The organism is Pseudomonas sp. SDO5271_S396, assembly GCF_054071795.1.
This window is the reverse complement of the sequence record NZ_JBSVWB010000027.1, coordinates 36,509-57,755: the sequence shown is the minus strand read 5'-3', so window position 1 is coordinate 57,755 and position 21,247 is coordinate 36,509. Positions and strand designations below refer to the sequence as shown.

Annotated in this window: 17 protein-coding genes; 2 read left to right on the top strand and 15 right to left on the bottom strand. The window is 61.5% G+C overall.

The features are described from left to right. Position 1: 1 nt before the first annotated feature. Entirely contained in the window at positions 2-829 is an 828-nt protein-coding gene (gene nadE, locus ACW9IN_RS18475; RefSeq protein ID WP_457367242.1) for an ammonia-dependent NAD(+) synthetase, read from the top strand. 136 nt (positions 830-965) lie between these two features. On the opposite strand, the gene azu is transcribed toward nadE, so the two are convergent. After that, positions 966-1,412 (bottom strand): azurin, encoded by a 447-nt coding sequence (gene azu / locus ACW9IN_RS18470; RefSeq protein ID WP_457367241.1) that lies wholly within the window; start codon positions 1,410-1,412, stop codon positions 966-968. A 331-nt stretch (positions 1,413-1,743) separates the two neighbouring features. Here azu and ACW9IN_RS18465 point away from each other — a divergent pair, with 331 nt between their 5' ends. Further along, positions 1,744-1,923 carry a hypothetical protein gene (locus tag ACW9IN_RS18465; protein WP_457367240.1) on the top strand — a complete coding sequence of 60 codons (180 nt, stop codon included), beginning with the start codon at positions 1,744-1,746 and terminating at the stop codon, positions 1,921-1,923. Between the two features lie 104 nt (positions 1,924-2,027). Here the strand turns inward: ACW9IN_RS18465 and ACW9IN_RS18460 are convergent, their stop codons facing one another. The 14 genes from ACW9IN_RS18460 to rnr all read right to left on the bottom strand — a co-directional run bounded on the left by ACW9IN_RS18460 (position 2,028) and on the right by rnr (position 21,039). Next, a complete protein-coding gene (locus ACW9IN_RS18460; RefSeq protein ID WP_457367239.1) occupies positions 2,028-2,918 on the bottom strand; it encodes a transglutaminase family protein in 891 nt (296 codons plus the stop codon). Further along, complete coding sequence (locus tag ACW9IN_RS18455) at positions 2,918-5,404, bottom strand: circularly permuted type 2 ATP-grasp protein (protein WP_457367238.1); 2,487 nt, start codon at positions 5,402-5,404, stop codon at positions 2,918-2,920. The genes ACW9IN_RS18460 and ACW9IN_RS18455 overlap by 1 nt, the downstream gene beginning before the upstream one ends. 158 nt (positions 5,405-5,562) lie before the next feature. Continuing rightward, complete coding sequence (locus ACW9IN_RS18450) at positions 5,563-8,853, bottom strand: transglutaminase family protein (RefSeq protein ID WP_457367237.1); 3,291 nt, start codon at positions 8,851-8,853, stop codon at positions 5,563-5,565. Between the two features lie 188 nt (positions 8,854-9,041). Then, positions 9,042-9,491, bottom strand: coding sequence for a hypothetical protein (locus tag ACW9IN_RS18445; protein ID WP_457367236.1), 450 nt, complete (start codon positions 9,489-9,491; stop codon positions 9,042-9,044). 218 nt (positions 9,492-9,709) lie between these two features. Further along, complete coding sequence (locus tag ACW9IN_RS18440) at positions 9,710-10,159, bottom strand: hypothetical protein (protein WP_457367235.1); 450 nt, start codon at positions 10,157-10,159, stop codon at positions 9,710-9,712. Beyond that, positions 10,156-11,076 (bottom strand): NAD synthetase, encoded by a 921-nt coding sequence (locus ACW9IN_RS18435; RefSeq protein ID WP_457367234.1) that lies wholly within the window; start codon positions 11,074-11,076, stop codon positions 10,156-10,158. Before ACW9IN_RS18435 ends, ACW9IN_RS18440 begins: the two co-directional genes overlap by 4 nt. Positions 11,077-11,286: 210 nt before the next feature. Continuing rightward, a complete protein-coding gene (locus tag ACW9IN_RS18430; protein WP_457367233.1) occupies positions 11,287-13,590 on the bottom strand; it encodes a YgiQ family radical SAM protein in 2,304 nt (767 codons plus the stop codon). A gap of 191 nt (positions 13,591-13,781) precedes the next feature. After that, the gene (gene dnaB / locus ACW9IN_RS18425; RefSeq protein WP_457367232.1) at positions 13,782-15,179 is read right to left on the bottom strand and encodes a replicative DNA helicase; all 1,398 of its coding nucleotides are present in this window, start codon (positions 15,177-15,179) and stop codon (positions 13,782-13,784) included. Between the two features lie 110 nt (positions 15,180-15,289). Next, positions 15,290-15,736 carry a 50S ribosomal protein L9 gene (rplI, locus tag ACW9IN_RS18420; RefSeq protein ID WP_457367231.1) on the bottom strand — a complete coding sequence of 149 codons (447 nt, stop codon included), beginning with the start codon at positions 15,734-15,736 and terminating at the stop codon, positions 15,290-15,292. A gap of 18 nt (positions 15,737-15,754) precedes the next feature. Beyond that, entirely contained in the window at positions 15,755-16,648 is an 894-nt protein-coding gene (locus ACW9IN_RS18415; protein WP_457367230.1) for a hypothetical protein, read from the bottom strand. A 36-nt stretch (positions 16,649-16,684) separates the two neighbouring features. Next, positions 16,685-16,915 carry a 30S ribosomal protein S18 gene (rpsR, locus tag ACW9IN_RS18410; protein WP_002551829.1) on the bottom strand — a complete coding sequence of 77 codons (231 nt, stop codon included), beginning with the start codon at positions 16,913-16,915 and terminating at the stop codon, positions 16,685-16,687. Between the two features lie 28 nt (positions 16,916-16,943). Next, on the bottom strand, positions 16,944-17,369 hold the full coding sequence (gene rpsF, locus ACW9IN_RS18405) for a 30S ribosomal protein S6 (protein ID WP_457341655.1): 426 nt from the start codon (positions 17,367-17,369) through the stop codon (positions 16,944-16,946). A 308-nt stretch (positions 17,370-17,677) separates the two neighbouring features. Beyond that, positions 17,678-18,436 (bottom strand): 23S rRNA (guanosine(2251)-2'-O)-methyltransferase RlmB, encoded by a 759-nt coding sequence (rlmB, locus tag ACW9IN_RS18400; RefSeq protein ID WP_457367229.1) that lies wholly within the window; start codon positions 18,434-18,436, stop codon positions 17,678-17,680. Then, the gene (gene rnr, locus ACW9IN_RS18395) at positions 18,433-21,039 is read right to left on the bottom strand and encodes a ribonuclease R (protein WP_457367228.1); all 2,607 of its coding nucleotides are present in this window, start codon (positions 21,037-21,039) and stop codon (positions 18,433-18,435) included. Before rnr ends, rlmB begins: the two co-directional genes overlap by 4 nt. Positions 21,040-21,247 lie beyond the last annotated feature (208 nt).

Below are 21,247 nucleotides of genomic sequence, written 5' to 3'. Positions count from 1 at the left end.
CATGCAAGCCGTACAGCGTGAGATTGCGCAGCAGCTCAATGTCCAGGCGCCGTTCAACGACCAGGCGGCCCTTGAAGCCGAAGTGGCCCGCCGCGTGGCCTTTATCCAGGATTGCCTGGTCAAGTCCGGGCTCAAGACGCTGGTGCTGGGCATCAGCGGTGGTGTCGATTCCCTGACCGCCGGCCTGCTGGCCCAGCGGGCCATGAAAGAGCTGCGCGCTGAAACCGGCAACGACGCTTACCGCTTTATCGCGGTACGCCTGCCTTACGAAACCCAGTTCGACGAAATCGATGCCACGGCTTCGGTGGACTTTATCGAGCCGGATGAGCGTCACACCGTGAACATCGGCCCGGCGGTGAAAGCCCTGGCCAATGAAGTGGCGGCGTTCGAAGGCAAGGCGGCGGTGTCCCGGGACTTCGTGCTGGGCAACACCAAGGCGCGCATGCGCATGGTGGCCCAATACACCATCGCCGGCGCGGCCGGCGGCCTGGTCATCGGCACCGACCATGCGGCGGAAGCGGTGATGGGCTTTTTCACCAAATTCGGCGACGGCGCGTGCGATCTGGCGCCGCTGAGCGGGCTGGTGAAGAACCAGGTACGGGCGATTGCGCGGTACTTTGGCGCACCGGAGTCACTGGTGGAGAAGGTGCCGACGGCGGACCTGGAAGACCTGTCGCCGGGCAAGCCGGACGAAGCGTCACACGGGGTGACTTACGCCGAGATCGATGCGTTCCTGCACGGCGAGCCGGTGCGCGAGGAAGCGTTCAAGATCATCTGCGACACCTACCGCAAGACCGAACACAAGCGGGTGATGCCGTTTGCGCCGTGAGGTGAGCCAGCAAGGTTTGTGCTGATTGTTCGATCGCCATCGCAGGCAAGCCAGCTCCCACAGTTGCCCGAGTTCCAGCAGGAGAATGCGGTCAAATGTGGGAGCTGGCTTGCCTGCGAAGAACGATAACGCGGTCTTACTTGACGACCACAGTGCCCTTCATCATCGAGATGTGGCCCGGGAACGAGCAGAAGAACGCGTAGTCGGTCCCGGCGGTCAGTTTGGCGACATCGAACGTCACCGAATCTTTTTCACCAGCACCGATGATCTTGGTGTGGGCGATGATGCGGTCATCACCGGCTTTCAGATAATCCTTGTCGAGGCCGGCGCCCATGCCGTCGGTCGCGACAGGCTGCATATTGGCGGCGCTGGTCAGCACCCAGTTGTGGCCCATGACGTTTTTCGGCAGCTTGCCGGAATGAGTCAACTCGACGGTGAACGTCTTGCAGCTCTTGTCGATCGTGATTTCCTTGGTGTTGAAGGACATCTGGTCAGTGGAGTCGACGGTGACCTTGCACTCTGCAGCAAGCAACTGGCCGCTCGCCAGAGTCAGCAGGGAAACAGCAACGAGTTTGGCAAACATGTGAATCTCCAAGGCAGGGTTTAAAAACGCGTAATGCGACAAGGGTGCCTGAGGCAGGCAATGATTCCTATGATCTGAATCAACAGATTGTATACAACTTTAGGCTATCAGACTGATCAACACAATCTACCAGCCAAAGTCGCTGCGCCTGCCTATGATCGGTCCATCACCCAACGGAGTCCGGACCATGCGCCTCAATCAATTGTTCAACGGCCTGCTGGCCGCCTACGCCTGCGGCAAGTGAAGGCCGGGCGCGCTGCTAAGCTGCTACCATGACCACCCAAGGCAGCTGCGCGCCGCCCCCCTCACCTTCGACCCTAGAGGATTGCCCATGGCCAAACCCAATTACTCCTTCGCCAAACGTCAGAGAGACTTGGCCAAGGAGCAGAAGAAAGAGGAAAAACTGCAACGCAAGAAAGCCGCCGTCGAAGACGCCAACGGGCCGGACGCAGAGGCCGATGCTGAAGTAACGAACGACGCGAGCGAAACACCAAAAGATCCTGCTGAATAATTGATCGCTCATGTGGGAGCCGGGCTTGCCCGCGATGCAGGCGACTCGATGTATCAGTCAGATCGAGTCGCTGCCATCGCAGGCAAGCCAGCTCCCACACAAACCTACTCTAAAGGCATCACCGTCACCCGCACCTCCGGGTCATGGCTCCCTCCTCCCAGAATCACACCACGCAACGGCGACACATCGGAGAAGTCCCGGCCCCAGGCCAGGGTGATGTGTTCCAGTGCCGGCTGCACATTGTTGGTCGGATCGAAATCCACCCAGCCCGACACCGGGCAATATACCGAGACCCAGGCGTGGGAGGCATCGGCGCCGATCAGCCGTGGCTGGCCCGGTGGTGGCTGGGTCAGCAGGTAGCCACTGACGTAACGCGCCGCCAGGCCCCGAGAGCGCAGGCAGGCGAGCATCAAGTGGGCGAAGTCCTGGCACACGCCACGACGACGTTCCAACACCTCCACCAGGGGCGTGGCGACCTGAGTGGCTTCAGCATCGAAGGTGAATTCGCTGAAGATCTTTTGCATCAAGGCCCGTACGCCCACCAGCAGCGGCTCGCCCGGCGGGAAGCAGCTTTCGGAGAACGCCACGAACGATTTTTTCAGGTGCACGTAGGGCGATTCGAAACGATAGCGACACGCCTCGATCAAGTCCGGCGACAGGGCCTGGCTGCTGTAGGTCAGGCTGTCGCGGGTCTGCTCCCAGGCGGGCGACTGCAGGAAATCCAGCGCAGGCCGCGCCAGCACTTCCACGGTGAGCCCGGCGTTCACCAGCAACTCATCGTGGGGCCGCTCGAACGCCAGGCGCGTGATGGGGTTGCCGAACACGTCCAGCTCATCCCGGCGCGCCGTCGGTTCCGGGCTGATATCCAGGCGCTGCGCCGAGCACCGCTGCCAGGCACAGGGGCGTGGCCATAAATGCGCCAGCTGCTGGGCCAGGGACACCGGGCTGTCGTAGTGGTAATGGGTATCGTGGAAAATCTGGTAGCGCGCACTCATCACACCGACACCGTTTGCTGGCTGACATCATCCACATGGGCGAAATGGCGCAACGCCAGGCGATCCGACACCTGTCCGCTTTCATCGGCCACCGCTTGCAACAGTCCGGCCAGCCCATCCAGGGCGGCTCGCACGCTGGGCTCACCAAACAACGGGTTCTCCAGACAGCCGAGGTCAAAGCGTGCCAGGCGCTCCACCAACGGACCGAGGCCGGTCTCCCGGGGCACTCCGAAATCATCGTTGAGACGCCGCAACGTGCGGCTCACCAATTTGAGCTGGAACAGCACCGCGTGGGGGTTCTGTTCGTCCAGCAACAACAGGTCGAGCACCGGGATCAGTTGCGGCACCGCCAGGTAGCGCGAGCGATAAGTGATGCTGCTGTTGCCCAGCTCCAGCAACCACTCCAGCCCTGCCTGATCGAACACCGCCACACCGCGCAGGAACGCCGCGAGGCTGCTGCTGAGAAATTGCAGGCGCTCGATGCGTCGGCCCATCATCAGGAAGCGCCAGCCTTCGTCGCGGGTCATGTCATCGAGGGCAAACCCGGACAGTGCCGCCAGCGACATGACCAGGCGGTTGAGGAAGTCCAGCAGCTCGCCAAAATCCGGACTGTCGCGCTCCAGCTCAAGCGCCTCGCGTTGCAGCTCGACCAACGCCTGCCAGTTCTCCCGGGACAACTTGCCGCGTACCTGGGATGCCGCCCACTGCAAGCGCTGCAAGTTGGCGCGCAGGCTCGACGGCCAATCGTCACCGAGCAACGCGGCTTGCAAACGCTCGGGCAACTCGCCGTCCTCCGGCAACAGGCGCAGGCTTTCGCCCAGCTCGACCGCCGCCTGCAACGCCAGTGGATCGTCGCCGTCCACGTACCGCGCCAGCACGATACGCAGCCAGCGCGCGCTGTCATCGCAGCGCTCGCAGTAGCGGCCGAACCAGAACAGGTTCTCCACGACCCGCGAGGGCAGATAGGGGTCCCGGCGCACCAGATCGTGGGCGCCAATCGCACGTTGCGCGCGCCAGTGTTCGGCGCCGGAGGCACGCTCACCGAGCACCCAAGTGTCCTTGCTGGCGCCCCCCCGTTGCATCGACACCACCTCGGCATCCGCCTCGGCAGCCACACGGGTCAGGCCGCCGGGCAGCACGCGGTAGCCGTCCTCACTGGCCACGGCATACACGCGCATGCCGATGGCGCGATGTTGCAGGTGGTCGTCGACGGTGTGCCACACCGGCGCCTGGGACAGCTGCGCCAGCTCCTGGGCGACATAGGCATAAGGCCGCGCACGCATGCGATCGGCAAGGGCCTGGCGCTGCAGGTCATTCAAGTCACGACCAAACACCGGGGCAAAGCTTTGCGACGGAAAGGCCGGCTTGATCAACAGCTCCGGCAGTTTTTCCAGCGCTTCGGCCAGCACCGGCGCTTCGCCGCACCACCAGGTGGCGATGGACGGCAGGATCAGTTCTTCACCAAACAGAAACTGGTTGATCTTCGGCAAAAAGCCGAGCAATCCCGGAGACTCCAGCACGCCACTGCCCAAGGCATTGGCCACCAGCACATTGCCCTGGCGCACCGCATCGAGCAGACCGGGCACGCCCAGGGCCGAGTCGGTGCGCAGTTCCAGCGGGTCGCAGAAGTCATCGTCCAGCCGCCGCATGATCGCGTGCACCCGGCGTAGCCCGCTGAGGGTTTTGAGGAATACCGTGCTGTCCCGCACCGTAAGGTCGCCCCCTTCCACCAGGGGGTAACCGAGTTGGCGGGCGAGGTAGAGGTGTTCGAAATAGCTTTCGTTGAAACGCCCGGGGGTGAGCAGCACGATCAGCGGCGGCTGGTCATCGCCAGGGGCCTGGCGGGCCAGGGTTTCCTGGAGCGTGCGGAAGAAACCGGTGAGGTGCTGTACTTGCAAGTCGCGGTAAAGATCCGGGAAAGCGCGCGACACGATGGTGCGATTTTCCAACGCATAGCCTGCGCCCGACGGCGCCTGGGTACGGTCGGCGGTGACCCACCAGCGGCCATCCGGCGTGCGGGCCAGGTCCACGGCATACAGGTGCAGGAACGCACCGTCCGGCGGCTGGATGCCCTGGCACGGCCACAGGAAGTTGTTATGACCAAACACCAGCTCCGCCGGCAGCAAGCCTTCCTTGATCAGGCGCTGCGGCCCGTACAGGTCGGCCAGCACCGCGTTGAGCAGACGCGCGCGCTGGGCGATACCGGCGGCCAGGTGTTGCCACTCATCGGCGGCCAGCACGTGGGGCAGCAGGTCCAGCTCCCAGGGGCGGTCGGCGCCTTTGGGGTCGGCGTAGACGTTGTAGGTCACACCGTTTTCCTGGATCTGCCGGGTCAACAATGCCTGGCGCTGCGCCAGCTGCGCGGGTGTGCTGCGTTGCAGGTGATCAAGCAGACGCCGCCAATGGGCACGCACCGCGCCGCTGTCGTCCAGCAGTTCGTGGTAAGTGCCCGCGGTCAGCGGGTAACGGTCGAGCAAGTCGGACATGGAACGCTCGGCAGAGGCAAGGGGGCTCAGTTTAATTCAAATTCACTGCAATCTAATGTGGGAGCTGGCTTGCCTGCGATGACGGTGGCTCAGTCGATATTTGGGTGACTGATAAATCGCTATCGCAGGCAAGCCAGCTCCCACATTCTGGATTGCGTTTAGTCATTTTTATTGGGGAAACGCCGCAGGTCCAGGGTCATGGGCAACTCGTCGTTCACGACCACGCTCGGCACGGGAAGCTTGCCTGGGCTATGCCCCAAGCGGAAAAACCGCGCCATGCGCCGGCTCTCGGCTTCATTGGCATTCACCGGCAGGCTGTCGTAATTGCGCCCGCCCGGATGGGCGACATGGTATTGGCAGCCTCCCAGGGAACGTTGCATCCAGGTATCGAGCACATCAAACACCAACGGCGCATGCACCGGGATGGTCGGTTGCAGGCAGTTGGCCGGTTGCCAGGCGCGATAGCGCACGCCGGCGACGAACTCACCCACCCGCCCGGTGGCGTGCAGCGGCAGCGGAATGCCGTTGCAGGTCAGCACGTAGCGCTGCGGTGGTACGCCGCTGAGCTTCACCTGCAAGCGCTCCAGCGACGAGTCCACATAACGCACCGTGCCGCCCGCCGCCCCTTCTTCGCCCAGCACGTGCCAAGGCTCCAAGGCCTGGCGCAGTTCCAGCTCGATACCGCTGACGGCGTAGTCGCCGACCTTGGGAAAACGAAACTCCAGGTGCGCAGCGAACCACTCGGCGCGCAGTGGGTAGCCGGCAGCGTTCAGCTCGACGATCACGTCGGCGAAGTCCTGCTCGATAAAGTGCGGCAACAGGAAGCGGTCATGCAGTTCGGTGCCCCAGCGTGCCAGTTTCGGCGGTGCGTAGGGCTCGCGCCAGAACCGTGCAACCAGTGCCCGCAGCAGCAATTGCTGGGTGAGGCTCATGCGCGCATGGGGCGGCATCTCAAAGGCGCGCAGTTCCAGCAGACCGAGGCGGCCCGTGGCGCCATCCGGGGAGTAGAGCTTGTCGATGCAGAATTCGGCGCGATGGGTGTTACCGGTCACGTCGATCAGCAGGTTGCGCAGCAGCCGGTCCACCAACCACGGTGGGCACTCCTCGCCGGGCGCGGGCATTTGCGCGAAGGCGATTTCCAGCTCGTACAGCGCGTCGTTGCGCGCTTCATCCACCCGTGGGGCCTGGGAGGTCGGGCCGATAAACAAACCGGAAAACAGATAGGACAGCGACGGGTGGTTGTGCCAGTAGCTGATCAGGCTGCGCAGCAGGTCGGGGCGACGCAGGAAGGGTGAGTCCTTGGGTGTCGCGCCGCCCAGCACGAAGTGGTTGCCGCCGCCGGTGCCGGTGTGGCGCCCGTCGATCATGAACTTTTCCGTGGTGAGCCGGGTTTGCCGTGCTTCTTCATAGAGGAATTCGGTGCGCTCCACCAACTCATCCCAGGTGGCGGAGGGCTGCACATTCACTTCGATCACACCGGGGTCCGGCGTGACCCGGAAATTGCTCAGGCGCATATCCGTCGGTGGTTCATAACCTTCAAGCAACACCGGGCAATGCAGCTCCTCAGCGGTGGCTTCGATGACGGCGACCAGCTCCAGATAATCTTCGACCCGTTCCAGCGGCGGCATGAACAGGTACAACCGCCCCTGCCGTGCCTCGGCGCACAGCGCGGTGCGGGTCAACCAGTCGGCGGACTGATCGACCTGGGGCACGCGCTCATCGCTGGGTGCGGGTTCGCCCGGATTGTTCAGCTCGGCGGTGCCCGGCAACGCCGGCTGATCCTGGTTCGGGTCGGTGGGGTGCACGAACGGATACTCCGCCGCCGTCACCCAGGGTTGCGAGGCCAGCGGCAGACGATAGCCCAGCGGCGAATCCCCCGGCACCAGGCGACAGTGGTTGTCGCGCAGGTACCAGCGCCCGCTCTGCCAACGGTCGTTGGCTGCCGTGCGCGCCAGCGGCAGCACCTGACCGATGACTTTATCCAGGCCTTGGCTGAACACCTTGCGCAGGCGCTCACGCTCCAGCTCGTCACTCAATCGCGGGTCCTGGGCGCTGACATTCTGCGGCAGCGCGCCTTCGCGCCACAGGTAGTAGAAGTTGTCTTCGTAGGCCGGGAACACGAAGCGCGCCGGCAGTTTGAGGCGCTCAGCGACACTGGCGAGGAAACGCCCGGCGAGCACACCGTCGGCGCCGTAATCCTGTTGCTCGTCGGCAATCAAGGCGCTGTTGTGCCAGATCGGCACGCCATCTCGGCGCCAATAGCAATTGAGCGACCAACGCGGCAGTTGCTCGCCGGGGTACCACTTGCCCTGGCCGAAATGCACCAGGCCTTGGGGGGCATAATGTTTGCGCAGGCGCTGGAACAGCTCGGCGGACAATCGACGCTTGTCCGGCCCCAGGGCGGCGGTATTCCACTCGGCGCCGTCAGGGTCGTCAATGGACACGAAGGTCGGCTCGCCACCCATGGTCAGGCGCACGTCATGTTCAAGCAGGTCGCCGTCGATCTGTCGCCCCAGGGCCTGGATCGCCCGCCATTGCTCTTCGGTGTAGGGCTTGGTAACCCGAGGGGCCTCCCAAATGCGCTCCACTGACATTTCGTGGGTAAATTCGCACTCGCAGGGCTCCACCAGCCCACTGATCGGCGCGGCAGACGACGGATCAGGACTACAAGCCAAAGGGATATGCCCTTCCCCGGCGAACAGGCCCGAGGTGGCATCCAGGCCGATCCAGCCAGCGCCGGGCAAGTACACTTCGCACCAGGCATGCAGATCGGTGAAGTCCACTTCGGTACCGGACGGACCGTCGAGGGCTTTCACATCAGCCGTCAGTTGGATCAGGTAGCCGGACACAAACCGCGCGGCCAGCCCCAGGTTGCGCAGCAGTTGCACCAGCAGCCAGGCCGAATCACGGCAGGAGCCAGATGCATTTTCCAGGGTGAATTCCGGGGTTTGCACGCCGGGCTCCAGGCGGATCAGGTAGCCGATGTCAGCGGCCAGGCGCTGGTTGAGGCCCACCAGAAAATCCACCGCCGGCAAGGGTGTGCGGTCGATACCCGCCAGGTAGGCGGCGAACCTGGGCGTCAGCGGCAAGGTTTCCAGGTACGGCGCCAGCTCGCGCTGCTCGTCGGCGGCGTAGCTGAAGGGGATTTTCTCGGCGTAAGGTTCGAGGAAGAAATCGAACGGGTTGAACACCGCCATCTCGGCGACCAGGTCGACTTCGATACGCAGCTCATCGGTCTTTTCCGGGAACACCAGACGCGCCAGGTAATTACCCTGGGGGTCTTGCTGCCAATTGATGAAATGCTGCTCGGGCTGCACGTTCAGCGCATAAGACAGTATCCGCGTACGGCTATGGGCCGCCGGGCGCAAGCGCACAATCTGCGGGCCAAGCTCGACGGCACGGTCATAGCGGTAATGCGTAACGTGGTGCAACGCGACATGAATCGACACGGCGGCCTCCTGCGAGCCAGGGCATGAAAACAAAGCGCGCAAGACTTATGCCAGAGCGGCGGCCAGTGCGCTTTATCGTGAGACCCGGTGCAGTACAGCACCAAAACAGCGCCGACGCGGGTGCCATGGTGCGAGTGACGCACATATTTGTGGCGCTGGTGTGAAACGGGGGTGGGGAATCTACCCAGTCAGCGGGCTTTGTGTCGGGCAATCATCGCTTGGCGCAGTTGGCGGATTTCCAGCAATTTTTGGCGCATCTTCCGATGGCGCTTGCTGTTGAGCAGCAGTAACCCCAGCAGCGGGCACAGCAGGCTCAATCCATAGGACAGCGGATGCGGACCAAAGGCAATAGTGGGTAGTACTGCCAGAATACAGAGTGCGAGCAGCGCCACCAGCGGCCGTACCCACTGCGGCCGCCCGCGCGCGATCATGAAATTGCACTGCACGATGCCCCAGGCCAGCGCAAGGCCACCCAGGAAGGAATACTTGAGGTTGTCATTCATTGGCAAGCGTGGGAAATAACTGTCGAAAATCAGCGGTACCGCAAAAACAAGGCTGAACACCGCCGCGAAAATCGCGCCCATAAAAACCGGGAAGTACTGCGACAGGAAACTGCGAATGCCAGGTAGTTCATTCATCGCTGATTTCCTCATACAGTCCTACTGACCAACCTGGCCCCATCGCGGGCAAGCCCGGCTCCCACAGTTGGCCGGATTTCGAAGTAAAAACGCGGTCAACTGTGAGAGCTGGCTTGCCTGCGAAGGCGGTTTAAGGAGCACAGTTTTAACAATTGGACACGCCACTGAATACAACTAAAAAACCACCACAGGGTTGGCGCAGACACGGACCAGTGGAGCTAACGCTTTTTATCCGCCGCTATAACGGCTTGGCGCAGATAGCGGATCTCCAGCAGTTTTTGGCGCATCTCTCGTTGAACCTTGCTGTTAAGTGTCAATAATCCGAGCAATGGGAATAACAGAGCCAACCCAAAGAGAACCTTTTGAGGCTGGTATTGAACCATTGGAAACACAAACAGCAGGCAGCCGACGTAGATTCCCACCATCACCCACACCCAGGAGGGTCGGCCTCGCAAAATCATAAAGTTGCTGTGGACCGTCAACAGAACCAGCAGCGCCCCGACAGACATAATCTTGAGCCCCACTTGGGCAAGGGGCGCATCACGAAAGTAGGTAATGAACGCCAACGCCACAGCCAATGCCAAAGAAAAACATGCGGCAAATACGCCGCCCATAAACGTCAGAAAGTAGTGCCTGAAAAAGTCGCGCAGCGTGATCAATTCGCTCATTCGTTGACCTCCTCGTACAACCCGATCGCGATGGTATTGATGTTTCCGGAATAGGCACTCCCACCGAATCCTACGGTTGCGCCCAAGACGTCTTTGATCTGGGTGGTTGTGCTGTGCTTTAGCTGCGTCGGGGTGAAACGCTTGGTGAGTTCACCCGATGCCTGCCTGAGCTTGAGCAACTTCGAGGTCAAACTTGGATCATTGATGCTCAGCAGTTCTTTTGTCAGTTTGGCCCTTTCCTGGCGATTCAAACCGCGAAGCACTTCTCGCAGACTCTTGCCCGTCGAGGCCTTAGCGACCTTGACCAGCTTGACCGTCGTGAGGGCCGACGCGCCAACGCCTGCCAGCGAAGCAGCGTCCAGCACAATGGAAGCATTCTGGTACCAGCCTTCACTGTCGAGCCAATCGTTTACCTCTGGCTTGGCAACTTCCAGCGCTGTGCGGGCAATACCATTGAAACACTGGAGCGAACTGGCGCCGGCAGCTGCATACCCCACCACTACGATGACGGAACTGGCGCCGGCACTGAAAGGCACCAGGATTGTTCCACTGGCGATCGCCGCCCAACTGATGACAGCGCCCAGGCAGGAGATTCCTGTATTCACGGCTTCACCGATGAGGCGAGATTCGCGAGGGTTGCTCACCACATGCTCAGCAAACTGCGTCGGCGCAATGTACTTCTGCGCCTCGCGCAAGATGATGCGCTTGGGCTTGATGCTGCAAATCGGCTTGAACTCACGCAGCGTTACGACGTTGAAATCAGCATCGATATACACCACGCCCGCGCCGACGATGCCCGGGTCGGCATCGATGGCGGCGAACAGCCGCGGCAGGTTGATCCGGCTTTCGATGCGCTGGCGCGCCATGAACTGGGAGCGGTTGGAGTCCATGCCGATGGAGGCCAGGGGGTTGCCCATGAATGTTCTTCCTTGATGATGATGTTGGCCGCACTGGCCCCATCGCGGGCAAGCCCGGCTCCCACAGTAACCGAGTGAATCCGATCAACTGTGGGAGCTGGCTTGCCTGCGATGACGATTCAATGGGCGCCACCTTAACAAACAGGCTCACCCTCGAATAGAAAGCAAAACGCCAGCACGAGGCTGGCGCTTTGCATGTTCAAGCAGCGATCAACGCGGCACCACCGGCTTGCGCGCCGGCTTCTTGCCTTTGCCCTTGGCCGCGTCCGCACGCTCCTTGGCAGCCTGCTTGTTGCGCGCCTGAGCGGCGGCCTTGGCCTGTTCGCGTTTGTCCCACGGGTTGCTGCCGTCGCTGCCACGGGGTGGCAGACCGGTGTGCTGGGTGAGGATTTTGGTAGTGGTTTCCTTGGCCACCTTGTGGCTGCCAGCCGGCGTCGAGTTCTTGCGACGGGCACTCTGGTAGCTGTCGGTGTTCGGCTGGTGCAAGGGAATCAGTTGATCCTTGCCCGGCCCGATCAGGTCGCCACGGCCCATGCGCAGCAGGGCCTCACGCAACATCGGCCAACCTTTCGGGTCGTGGTAGCGCAGGAAGGCCTTGTGCAAACGGCGCTGCTCCTCGCTCTTGACGATGGTCACCGCGTCGCTCTTGTAAGTGACCTTGCGCAGCGGGTTCTTGCCCGAGTGGTACATCGCCGTGGCGCTGGCCATCGGCGACGGATAGAACGCCTGCACCTGGTCGGCACGGAAGCCGTTGCCCTTGAGCCACAGCGCCAGGTTCATCATGTCTTCGTCGGTGGTGCCCGGGTGGGCGGCGATGAAGTACGGGATCAGGTACTGCTCCTTGCCCGCCTCTTTCGAGAACTTCTCGAACATGCGCTTGAAGCGGTCATAGGTGCCAATGCCCGGCTTCATCATCTGGTTGAGCGGACCTTCCTCGGTGTGCTCCGGGGCGATCTTGAGGTAGCCACCCACGTGGTGGGTCACCAGCTCTTTAACGTATTCCGGCGACTCGACGGCCAGGTCGTAACGCAGGCCGGAGGCAATCAGGATCTTCTTCACGCCCGGCAACGCACGGGCGCTGCGGTACAGCTGGATCAACGACGAGTGATCGGTGTTCAGGTTCGGGCAGATACCGGGGAACACGCACGACGGCTTGCGGCACGCGGATTCGATTTCCGGGCTCTTGCACGCGATGCGGTACATGTTCGCGGTAGGGCCGCCGAGGTCGGAGATCACCCCGGTAAAACCCGGGACCTTGTCGCGAATTTCTTCAATCTCGCGAATGATCGACTCTTCGGAACGGTTCTGGATGATGCGGCCTTCGTGCTCGGTGATCGAGCAGAAGGTGCAGCCGCCGAAGCAGCCACGCATGATGTTCACCGAGAAACGGATCATGTCGTAGGCCGGGATTTTTTCCTTGCCGTACGCCGGGTGTGGGATACGTGCGTAAGGCATGCCGAACACGTAGTCCATTTCTTCGGTGGTCATCGGAATGGGCGGCGGGTTGAACCACACGTCCACTTCACCGTGCTTCTGCACCAGCGCACGGGCGTTGCCCGGGTTGGTCTCCAGGTGCAGCACACGGTTGGCGTGAGCATAGAGCACCGCGTCGTTGCGCACTTTTTCCACGGACGGCAGGCGGATCACGGTCTTGTCGCGGGTCATCTTCGGGCTGGCCAGGATCTGCACGACCTTGGCTTCTTCCGGATCGTCCTGCGGCCCCTTTTCCTGCTCGATGGCGCAAGCCTGGGTGTCCTGGGTATTCACGTACGGGTTGATGATCTTGTCGATCTTGCCCGGGCGGTCGATGCGGGTGGAGTCCACTTCGTACCAGCCCTGCGGGGTGTCACGGCGAATGAACGCGGTGCCGCGCACGTCAGTGATGTCTTCGATCTTGTGGCCCCAGGACAGACGCTGGGCCACTTCGACAATGGCGCGCTCGGCGTTGCCGTACAGCAGGATGTCGGCGGCGGCGTCGATCAGGATCGAGTTGCGCACCCGGTCCTGCCAGTAATCGTAATGGGCGATGCGGCGCAGGGAGGCTTCGATGCCACCGAGCACGATCGGCACATGGTTGTAGGCTTCCTTGCAACGCTGGCTGTACACCAGGCTGGCGCGGTCCGGGCGCTTGCCGGCCATGCCGCCAGGGGTATAGGCGTCGTCGGAACGGATTTTCTTGTCGGCGGTGTAGCGGTTGATCATCGAGTCCATGTTGCCGGCCGCGACGCCGAAGAACAGGTTCGGCTCGCCGAGCTTCATGAAGTCGTCCTTGGACTGCCAGTTCGGCTGCGCAATGATCCCGACACGGAAGCCCTGGGACTCCAGCAGACGGCCGATGATGGCCATGCCAAAGGACGGATGGTCGACGTAGGCGTCACCGGTCACGATGATGATGTCGCACGAATCCCAGCCAAGCTGATCCATCTCCTCCCTGCTCATCGGCAGGAATGGCGCCGGACCGAAGCATTCGGCCCAGTACTTGGGATAGTCAAATAACGGCTTGGCTGTTTGCATGACGGTGACCGGTGTTGAGATGGAAAATCGCGGGCGCGGAATATAGCACAAATTTTGACCAATTCCGACGACGACAGTCGGAATTGTGGTGCGCCCATCGCGGGCAAGCCCGCTCCCACATTCGAAGGTATTTGCAATCCAAGTGTGGGAGCGGGCTTGCCCGCGATGAGGCTCTTACAGGCGCAGGAGCATTACTCGTCGTCGTCGAAGTTGTAGCTGCCCGGCGCGAGGTTTTCGAAGCGCGTGTACTTACCGATGAACGCCAGGCGGATAAAGCCGATGGGGCCGTTCCGCTGCTTGCCGATGATGATTTCGGCGATGCCCTTGTGTTCCGTCTCGGGGTGATACACCTCATCGCGGTACACGAACATGATCACGTCGGCGTCCTGCTCGATCGCTCCCGATTCCCGCAAGTCGGAGTTCACCGGGCGTTTGTTCGGGCGTTGCTCCAGGGAGCGGTTGAGCTGGGACAGGGCCACCACGGGGCAATTGAACTCTTTGGCCAGCGCCTTGAGGGACCGGGAAATCTCGGAAATTTCGTTGGTCCGGTTGTCACCGCTGGAACCCGGGATCTGCATGAGCTGCAGGTAGTCGATCATGATCAGGCCGATATCACCGTGCTCACGCACCAGGCGCCGCGTACGTGCGCGCATTTCCGACGGGCTGATACCGGCGGTATCGTCGATGAACAGCTTGCGGTCGTTAAGCAGGTTGACCGCCGACGTCAGGCGTGGCCAGTCGTCATCCTCCAACTGGCCGGAACGCACCTTGGTCTGATCAATGCGCCCCAGGGACGAGAGCATACGCATGATCAGCGATTCGCCTGGCATCTCGAGGGAGTACACCAGCACCGCCTTTTCACTGCGCAACACGGCGTTTTCCACCAGGTTCATCGCAAAGGTGGTTTTACCCATCGAAGGACGACCGGCAACGATGATCAAGTCGGCAGGCTGCAGGCCGCTGGTCTTTTCGTCGAGGTCGGTGTAACCGGTGGACAGGCCGGTGATCGCATCGGCGGTATTGAACAGCGTGTCGATACGGTCGATGGCCTTGGTCAGCAGGTCGTTGACGCCCACCGGGCCGCCGGTCTTGGGGCGCGCTTCGGCGATCTGGAAGATCTGGCGCTCGGCCTCATCGAGGATTTCTTCGGCGGTGCGTCCTTCGGGGTTGAAGGCCGCGTCGGCGATGTCGTTGCTGATGCCGATCAACTGGCGCAGGGTGGCGCGCTGGCGAACGATCTGGGCGTAGGCCTTGATGTTCGCGACGGATGGCGTGTTTTTCGCCAGCTCACCCAGATAACCCAGGCCGCCGACCTGGGAGGTCTGACCCTCCTTGTCGAGCTGTTCGGCCAGGGTCACGACGTCGATCGGGGAGTTCTGATCGGCCAGCTTGGCGATGGCACGGAAGATCAGGCGGTGGTCATGGCGATAGAAATCACCGTCCGAGACTTGATCCAGCACACGTTCCCAGGCGTTGTTGTCCAGCATCAAGCCACCGAGCACGGCCTGTTCGGCCTCGATGGAATGCGGCGGCACCTTCAGGGCAGCGGTTTGCAGATCGTATTGCTCGGGAGCTGAAATATCGTTCATGGCCACTTGGAATTCGGGGTTTGTAGAAAAACAAAGGGCACGACCTGTAAACAGGATCGTGCCCGATGTTAACCGCCTGGCACGCGAGGTGCCAGTCAGTTAGGTGCGGCTTAAGCTGCTACCACGACAACGCGTACGGTGGCTTCTACGTCGGAGTGCAGGTGCACGGCCACGTCGAATTCACCCACGTTGCGGATGGTGCCGTTCGGCAGACGAACTTCGCTTTTTGCAACTTCAACGCCGGAGGCGGTCAGTGCATCAGCGATGTCGTGGGTGCCGATCGAACCGAACAGCTTGCCTTCGTCGCCAGCGGTGGCAGTGATGGTCACTTCCAGCTCGGCCAGTTGGGCAGCGCGGCTTTCAGCCGAAGCTTTCTTGTCTGCTGCAGCTTTTTCCAGCTCAGCGCGACGCTCTTCAAACGCAGCCAGGTTGGCAGCGGTTGCAGCGGTGGCTTTGCCGTATGGCAGCAGGTAGTTACGACCGTAACCGGCCTTAACGTTCACTTTGTCGCCCAGGTTGCCCAGGTTGGCGACTTTTTCCAGAAGGATCAGTTGCATGTGAAAATCCTCTAACTTTTAACCTTCACCGTTCGCGTTATCGGCGTCTTTCGGCGCCAGACGACCGCGAAAATCAATCAGGCCGTCGACAATGGCCAGAACCACGAGTAACGGATAGATCAGCTGCATGAACAGCAACAGCGTCACGTACAACCCCACCAGCCAGAACCTGGCCAGGCGCTTCTGCGCGACCAGCCCGTGAATCAGAGCCAGCCCGGCAAACACCAGCGGTACGCTGCAAAACAGCAACAGCAGGGCAGCCTGGGGACCGAGATTCGGTCCGACCACCATGCAGGCCAGCAGCAACATCGCCACGCCCGCGGGGATTCTGATACTGCGAAACTCGCGACCAAAACCGCCCGGGTTATACAACAACGCCTGCCAATAACGCCCCAGTATCAGGCTCAGCACGCTGACGATCTGCAGCACCACTGCCATAAGGCCGATCAGGGCCGGTGCGATCAGTGCCGCGAGGCGCGCTCGCTCATCTACCGACAATTGCTGGTAGAGATCCCCGAGAGCCAGCGGCAGGACCTTGACGATCTCTTGCGCCAGCGCCTCGATCTGCGGGTGGAAAGCCGCGCCGAGCAACACTGAAAAAACCAGACCCACTGCCACGCTGACCAGCAGCGTGCGGACCCAGGACTCACTTGCGCGCAAAACCAACGCAAGGCTCGATGACCCCAACAGCACCATAAGCACCTTGGGTTCACCCAGTTGCAGCCACCAGATCAAGGCAGCCAGCAACCCCAGGGCCAGGACACCCACGGCGTCCTGCAAACCGCGCCGCAGGAGCACAAGGCATCCAGCGGCAGCACCCAACCAATACAGCAACGGCAATGCCACACATCCAGCCACTACCAGAGTGGCCTGCATACGACCGCGCATGATGAACTCAGCTAAGGCGCGCATGCATTCAATCCCTTACTACTTGTCGACTGCCCGGTCTCAGCGGCCGTGGCTGTCGGTGTAGGCCAGCAGGGCCAGGAAGCGGGCGCGCTTGATAGCGGTGGCCAGCTGACGCTGATAACGAGCTTTGGTACCGGTGATGCGGCTTGGAACGATTTTGCCGGTCTCGGATACGTAGGCTTTCAGAGTGTTGAGATCTTTGTAGTCGATCTCTTTCACGTCTTCAGCGGTGAAGCGGCAGAATTTACGACGACGGAAGAAACGTGCCATTTGATAGGCTCCTTAAAAGGTCCGTGGATTACTCGTCAGCGTTATCGCTGTTGTCGCTGTCATCGCTGTCGTCGCCATCGGCGCTTTCAGCATGCTCAGGACGGTCGCGACGCTCACGGCGCTCACTGCGGTTTTCTTCAGCCTTGAGCATCTCGGACTGGCCGGTAACGGCTTCGTCGCGACGGATGACCAGGTTACGGATCACTGCATCGTTGTAGCGGAAGTTGTCTTCCAGCTCGGCCAGGGCCTTGCCGGTGCACTCAACGTTCAGCATCACGTAGTGAGCCTTGTGAACATTGTTGATTGCGTAGGCCAGTTGACGACGGCCCCAGTCTTCCAGACGGTGGATTTTGCCGCCGTCTTCTTCGATCAGCTTGGTGTAACGCTCAACCATGCCGCCGACTTGCTCGCTTTGATCCGGGTGGACCAAAAAGATGATTTCGTAATGACGCATGAATGCTCCTTACGGGTTGTAGCCTGCCGCTTGAAAACGGTCAGACAAGGAGTGAATGACACTTATGGACCTTGCTGCGGGGGAGGCACCTGCGTGCCGGCCTCCAAGGCAAGGGGCGCAATTGTAGAGAAGGGGGAGAAAGGGTGCAAGGCAATTGGTGATTATTTGAACAGCGCAGCAGCCACATAGACGCAAAACAACTGTGGGAGCTGGCTTGCCTGCGATGGCGGCGGCACTGGCAGCGTCTCTGCCGACTGACACACCGTCATCGCGGGCAAGCCCGGCTCCCACAGGGTACTGCGTTGCGATCAGCCGTTCTTCACAGCCTTCTTGGCACCGCGCTGACGCTGGGCCTCGAACAGGCACACACCCGTCGCGACCGACACGTTGAGGCTGCTGACACTGCCGGCCATCGGCAGGTGCACCAGGTAATCACAGTGCTCACGGGTCAGGCGGCGCATGCCTTTGCCTTCGGCACCCATGATGAGGATGGTCGGGCCGGTGAGGTCCTGGTCATAAATGCTGACCTCCGCCTCTCCTGCCGTCCCCACGACCCACAGGCCGCGCTGCTGAAGTTTTTCCAGGGTGCGCGCCAGGTTGGTCACAGCCACCAGCGGAATCACTTCCGCGGCGCCGCAGGCGACTTTACGCACTACAGGCGTCAAGGTCGCCGACTTGTCCTTGGGCACGATCACCGCCAGTGCACCGGCGGCATCCGCCGAGCGCAGGCAAGCGCCCAGGTTATGCGGATCGGTCACGCCGTCCAGTACCAGCAACAAGGGCGAACCTTCGGTGCGATCCAGCAGCTCGTCGAGCATCGCCTCGCCCCAGACCTGGCTCGGGCTGACATCCGCCACCACACCTTGATGCACGCCTTCAACCCAGGCATCCATCTCGCGACGCTCAGCCTGGCCGATGGCTACGCGGTTTTCGTTGGCCAACTCGACCAGCGCCTGTACACGCGGCTCACTGCGCCCTTCTGCCAGCCACACCTGCTTGACGCGCTTGGGGTGGTGACGCAGCAATGCTTCCACGGCATGCACGCCGTAGATTTTTTCCAGACTCATGACTTGGCCTTAGGTTTGCGTGCCCCGCCGCTTTTTGCAGGGGATGGGCCTTTACGGTGCTTGGACGGTTTTTTCTCGCCGGCCTGGGACTTGCCGCTGGCGGCCGGCTTGCCACCGGCCCGGGCCTCACTGAGCAGCTTCTGCTTCAACTCGCGGCTTTTGCGCACCTCGGCGTTATTGGCTGCCGCGTCGCTCGGGCGATAGGCATCGGAAGCCTTTTCCTTGGTGGAACGGCGTGGCGGCTTGGCCGGTGCAGGCTCAGCTGCCGCCTTGGCCGGGGTCGACTTACCCTTCGGCGCCTCGGTAGGGGTTGGCGCACCCCGCTTTTTGCGGCCAACCGGCGCTTCGACGGTCTTTTCAGACATGCCGAAGTCGATCTTGCGCTCATCGAGGTCGACGCGCATGACCTGCACTTCCACCGTGTCGCCCAAGCGGAAGCTGCGGCCAGTGCGCTCGCCCGCCAGGCGGTGATGCACAGGATCGAAATGGTAGTAATCGCCCGGCAAGGCGGTGACGTGCACCAGGCCCTCGACGTAAATGTCGGTCAGTTCGACGAACAGGCCAAAGCCGGTCACGGCGGTGATCACCCCTGGGAACGACTCGCCCACGCGGTCCTTCATGAACTCGCACTTGAGCCAGTTCACCACGTCGCGAGTGGCTTCGTCGGCACGGCGCTCGCTCATGGAGCACTGCTCGCCCAACTGTTCCAGGGCGGCTTCGTCGTAAGGATAGATCCGCGCCTTGGGAATGGTCATCGCACCGGCACGCTTGACGTGCGGGGTGTTCTGCCTGGAATGGATCACGCTGCGGATGGCACGGTGCGTGAGCAAGTCCGGATAGCGACGAATCGGCGAGGTGAAGTGGGTGTACGCCTCGTAGTTCAGGCCGAAGTGGCCCTCGTTTTCAGCGCTGTACACCGCCTGGCTCAGGGAACGCAGCATGACCGTCTGGATCACGTGGTAATCCGGGCGATCCTTGATACTGGCCAGCAATGCCTGGTAATCCTTCGGCGTCGGGCCTTCCTTGCCTTTGTGCAGGGACAGACCCAACTCGCCCAGGAAGGCGCGCAGCTTCTCCAGACGTTCTGGCGGCGGGCCGTCGTGAACGCGATACAGCGCTGGGATTTCATGCTTCTGCAGGAATTCGGCAGTGGCCACGTTGGCCGCCAGCATGCATTCCTCGATCAGCTTGTGCGCATCATTGCGGGTGGTCGGCGTGATCGCGGCGATCTTGCGCTCGGAACCGAAGACAATCCGCGTCTCCTGGGTTTCGAAGTCGATCGCGCCACGGACATGACGGGCACCCAGCAACACTTTGTACAGCGCATAAAGTTGCTTGAGGTGTGGCACCACGTCGCCGTACTCGCCGCGCAGCGCCTTGGCTTCGCTGGTTTTCGGGTGTTCCAGAAGGGTACTGACCTTGTTGTAGGTCAACCGCGCCTGGGAATGGATCACCGCTTCGTAGAACTGGTAGTCGGTCATCTCGCCGGTTTTCGAGATGGTCATCTCGCACACCATCGCCAGACGGTCGACTTTCGGGTTCAGGGAGCACAGGCCGTTGGACAACTCCTCCGGCAACATCGGGATCACACGCTCGGGGAAATACACCGAGTTGCCACGTACCTGGGCTTCGGCGTCCAGCGCCGAACCGATCTTCACGTAGCTGGAAACGTCGGCAATCGCTACGTACAGCTTCCAGCCGCCGGAAAACAGGCGCAGCTTGCCGGGCTTGGCTTCGCAGTAGACGGCGTCGTCGAAGTCGCGGGCGTCTTCGCCGTCGATGGTGACGAACGGCAGATGGCGCAGATCGATGCGCTTCTCTTTGTCCTTTTCCTCGACGTGGGGCTTGAGCTTGCGCGCTTCCTTCACTACGGCTTCCGGCCACACGTGCGGGATGTCGTAGGTACGCAGCGCGACATCGATTTCCATGCCCGGCGCCATATAGTTGCCGACCACTTCGATCACATCGCCCTGAGGCTGGAAGCGCGGCGTCGGCCAGTGGGTGATTTTCACCTCGACGAACTGACCGATCTTCGCGTTGCCGTTGCGACCCGGGGTGATCAGCACTTCCTGCTGCACCTTGGGGTTGTCCGGCACCACAAAACCGATGCCGCCCTCTTCGAAGTAACGGCCCACGATGGTTTCGTGACCACGGGAGACCACTTCGACGATCACGCCTTCACGCCGACCGCGACGGTCCAGGCCGGAAACGCGTGCCAGTGCGCGGTCGCCATCGAACACCAGGCGCATTTGCGCCGGGCTCATGAACAGGTCGTCACTGCCATCATCGGGAATCAGGAAACCGAAACCGTCACGGTGCCCGGCGATGCGCCCCAGGATCAGGTCGAGCTTGTCCACCGGCGCATAGGTACCACGACGGGTGTAGATCAGTTGAGCGTCGCGCTCCATGGCGCGCAAACGGCGACGCAGGGCTTCGAGTTGGTCTTCGGTACTCAGGCCGAATTCTTCAACCAGCTGCTCGCGGCTAGCAGGCGAACCCCGATCGGCGAGATGCGCCAGAATCAGTTCGCGGCTAGGAATGGGGTTTTCATATTTTTCCGCTTCACGAGCGGCCTCGGGATCGAGGGACTGCCAATCGGCCATTAGAGAGTTTTCACCTTGTCTATATGCGGGTTAGTTTGGCATACGCGTATTGAAACGGGAAATTTCAGGCAGCAACAAACGATTAAAAGCCCTCCACAGCCGCCAAAACGCACCTTGCGCGACCACTGGCACTTTTTTCCAGGCTTTTTTGAAAACGGGGGTTTACAGCTCAAAAACCTCTCCGTATAGTGCGCGCCATCGACGACGG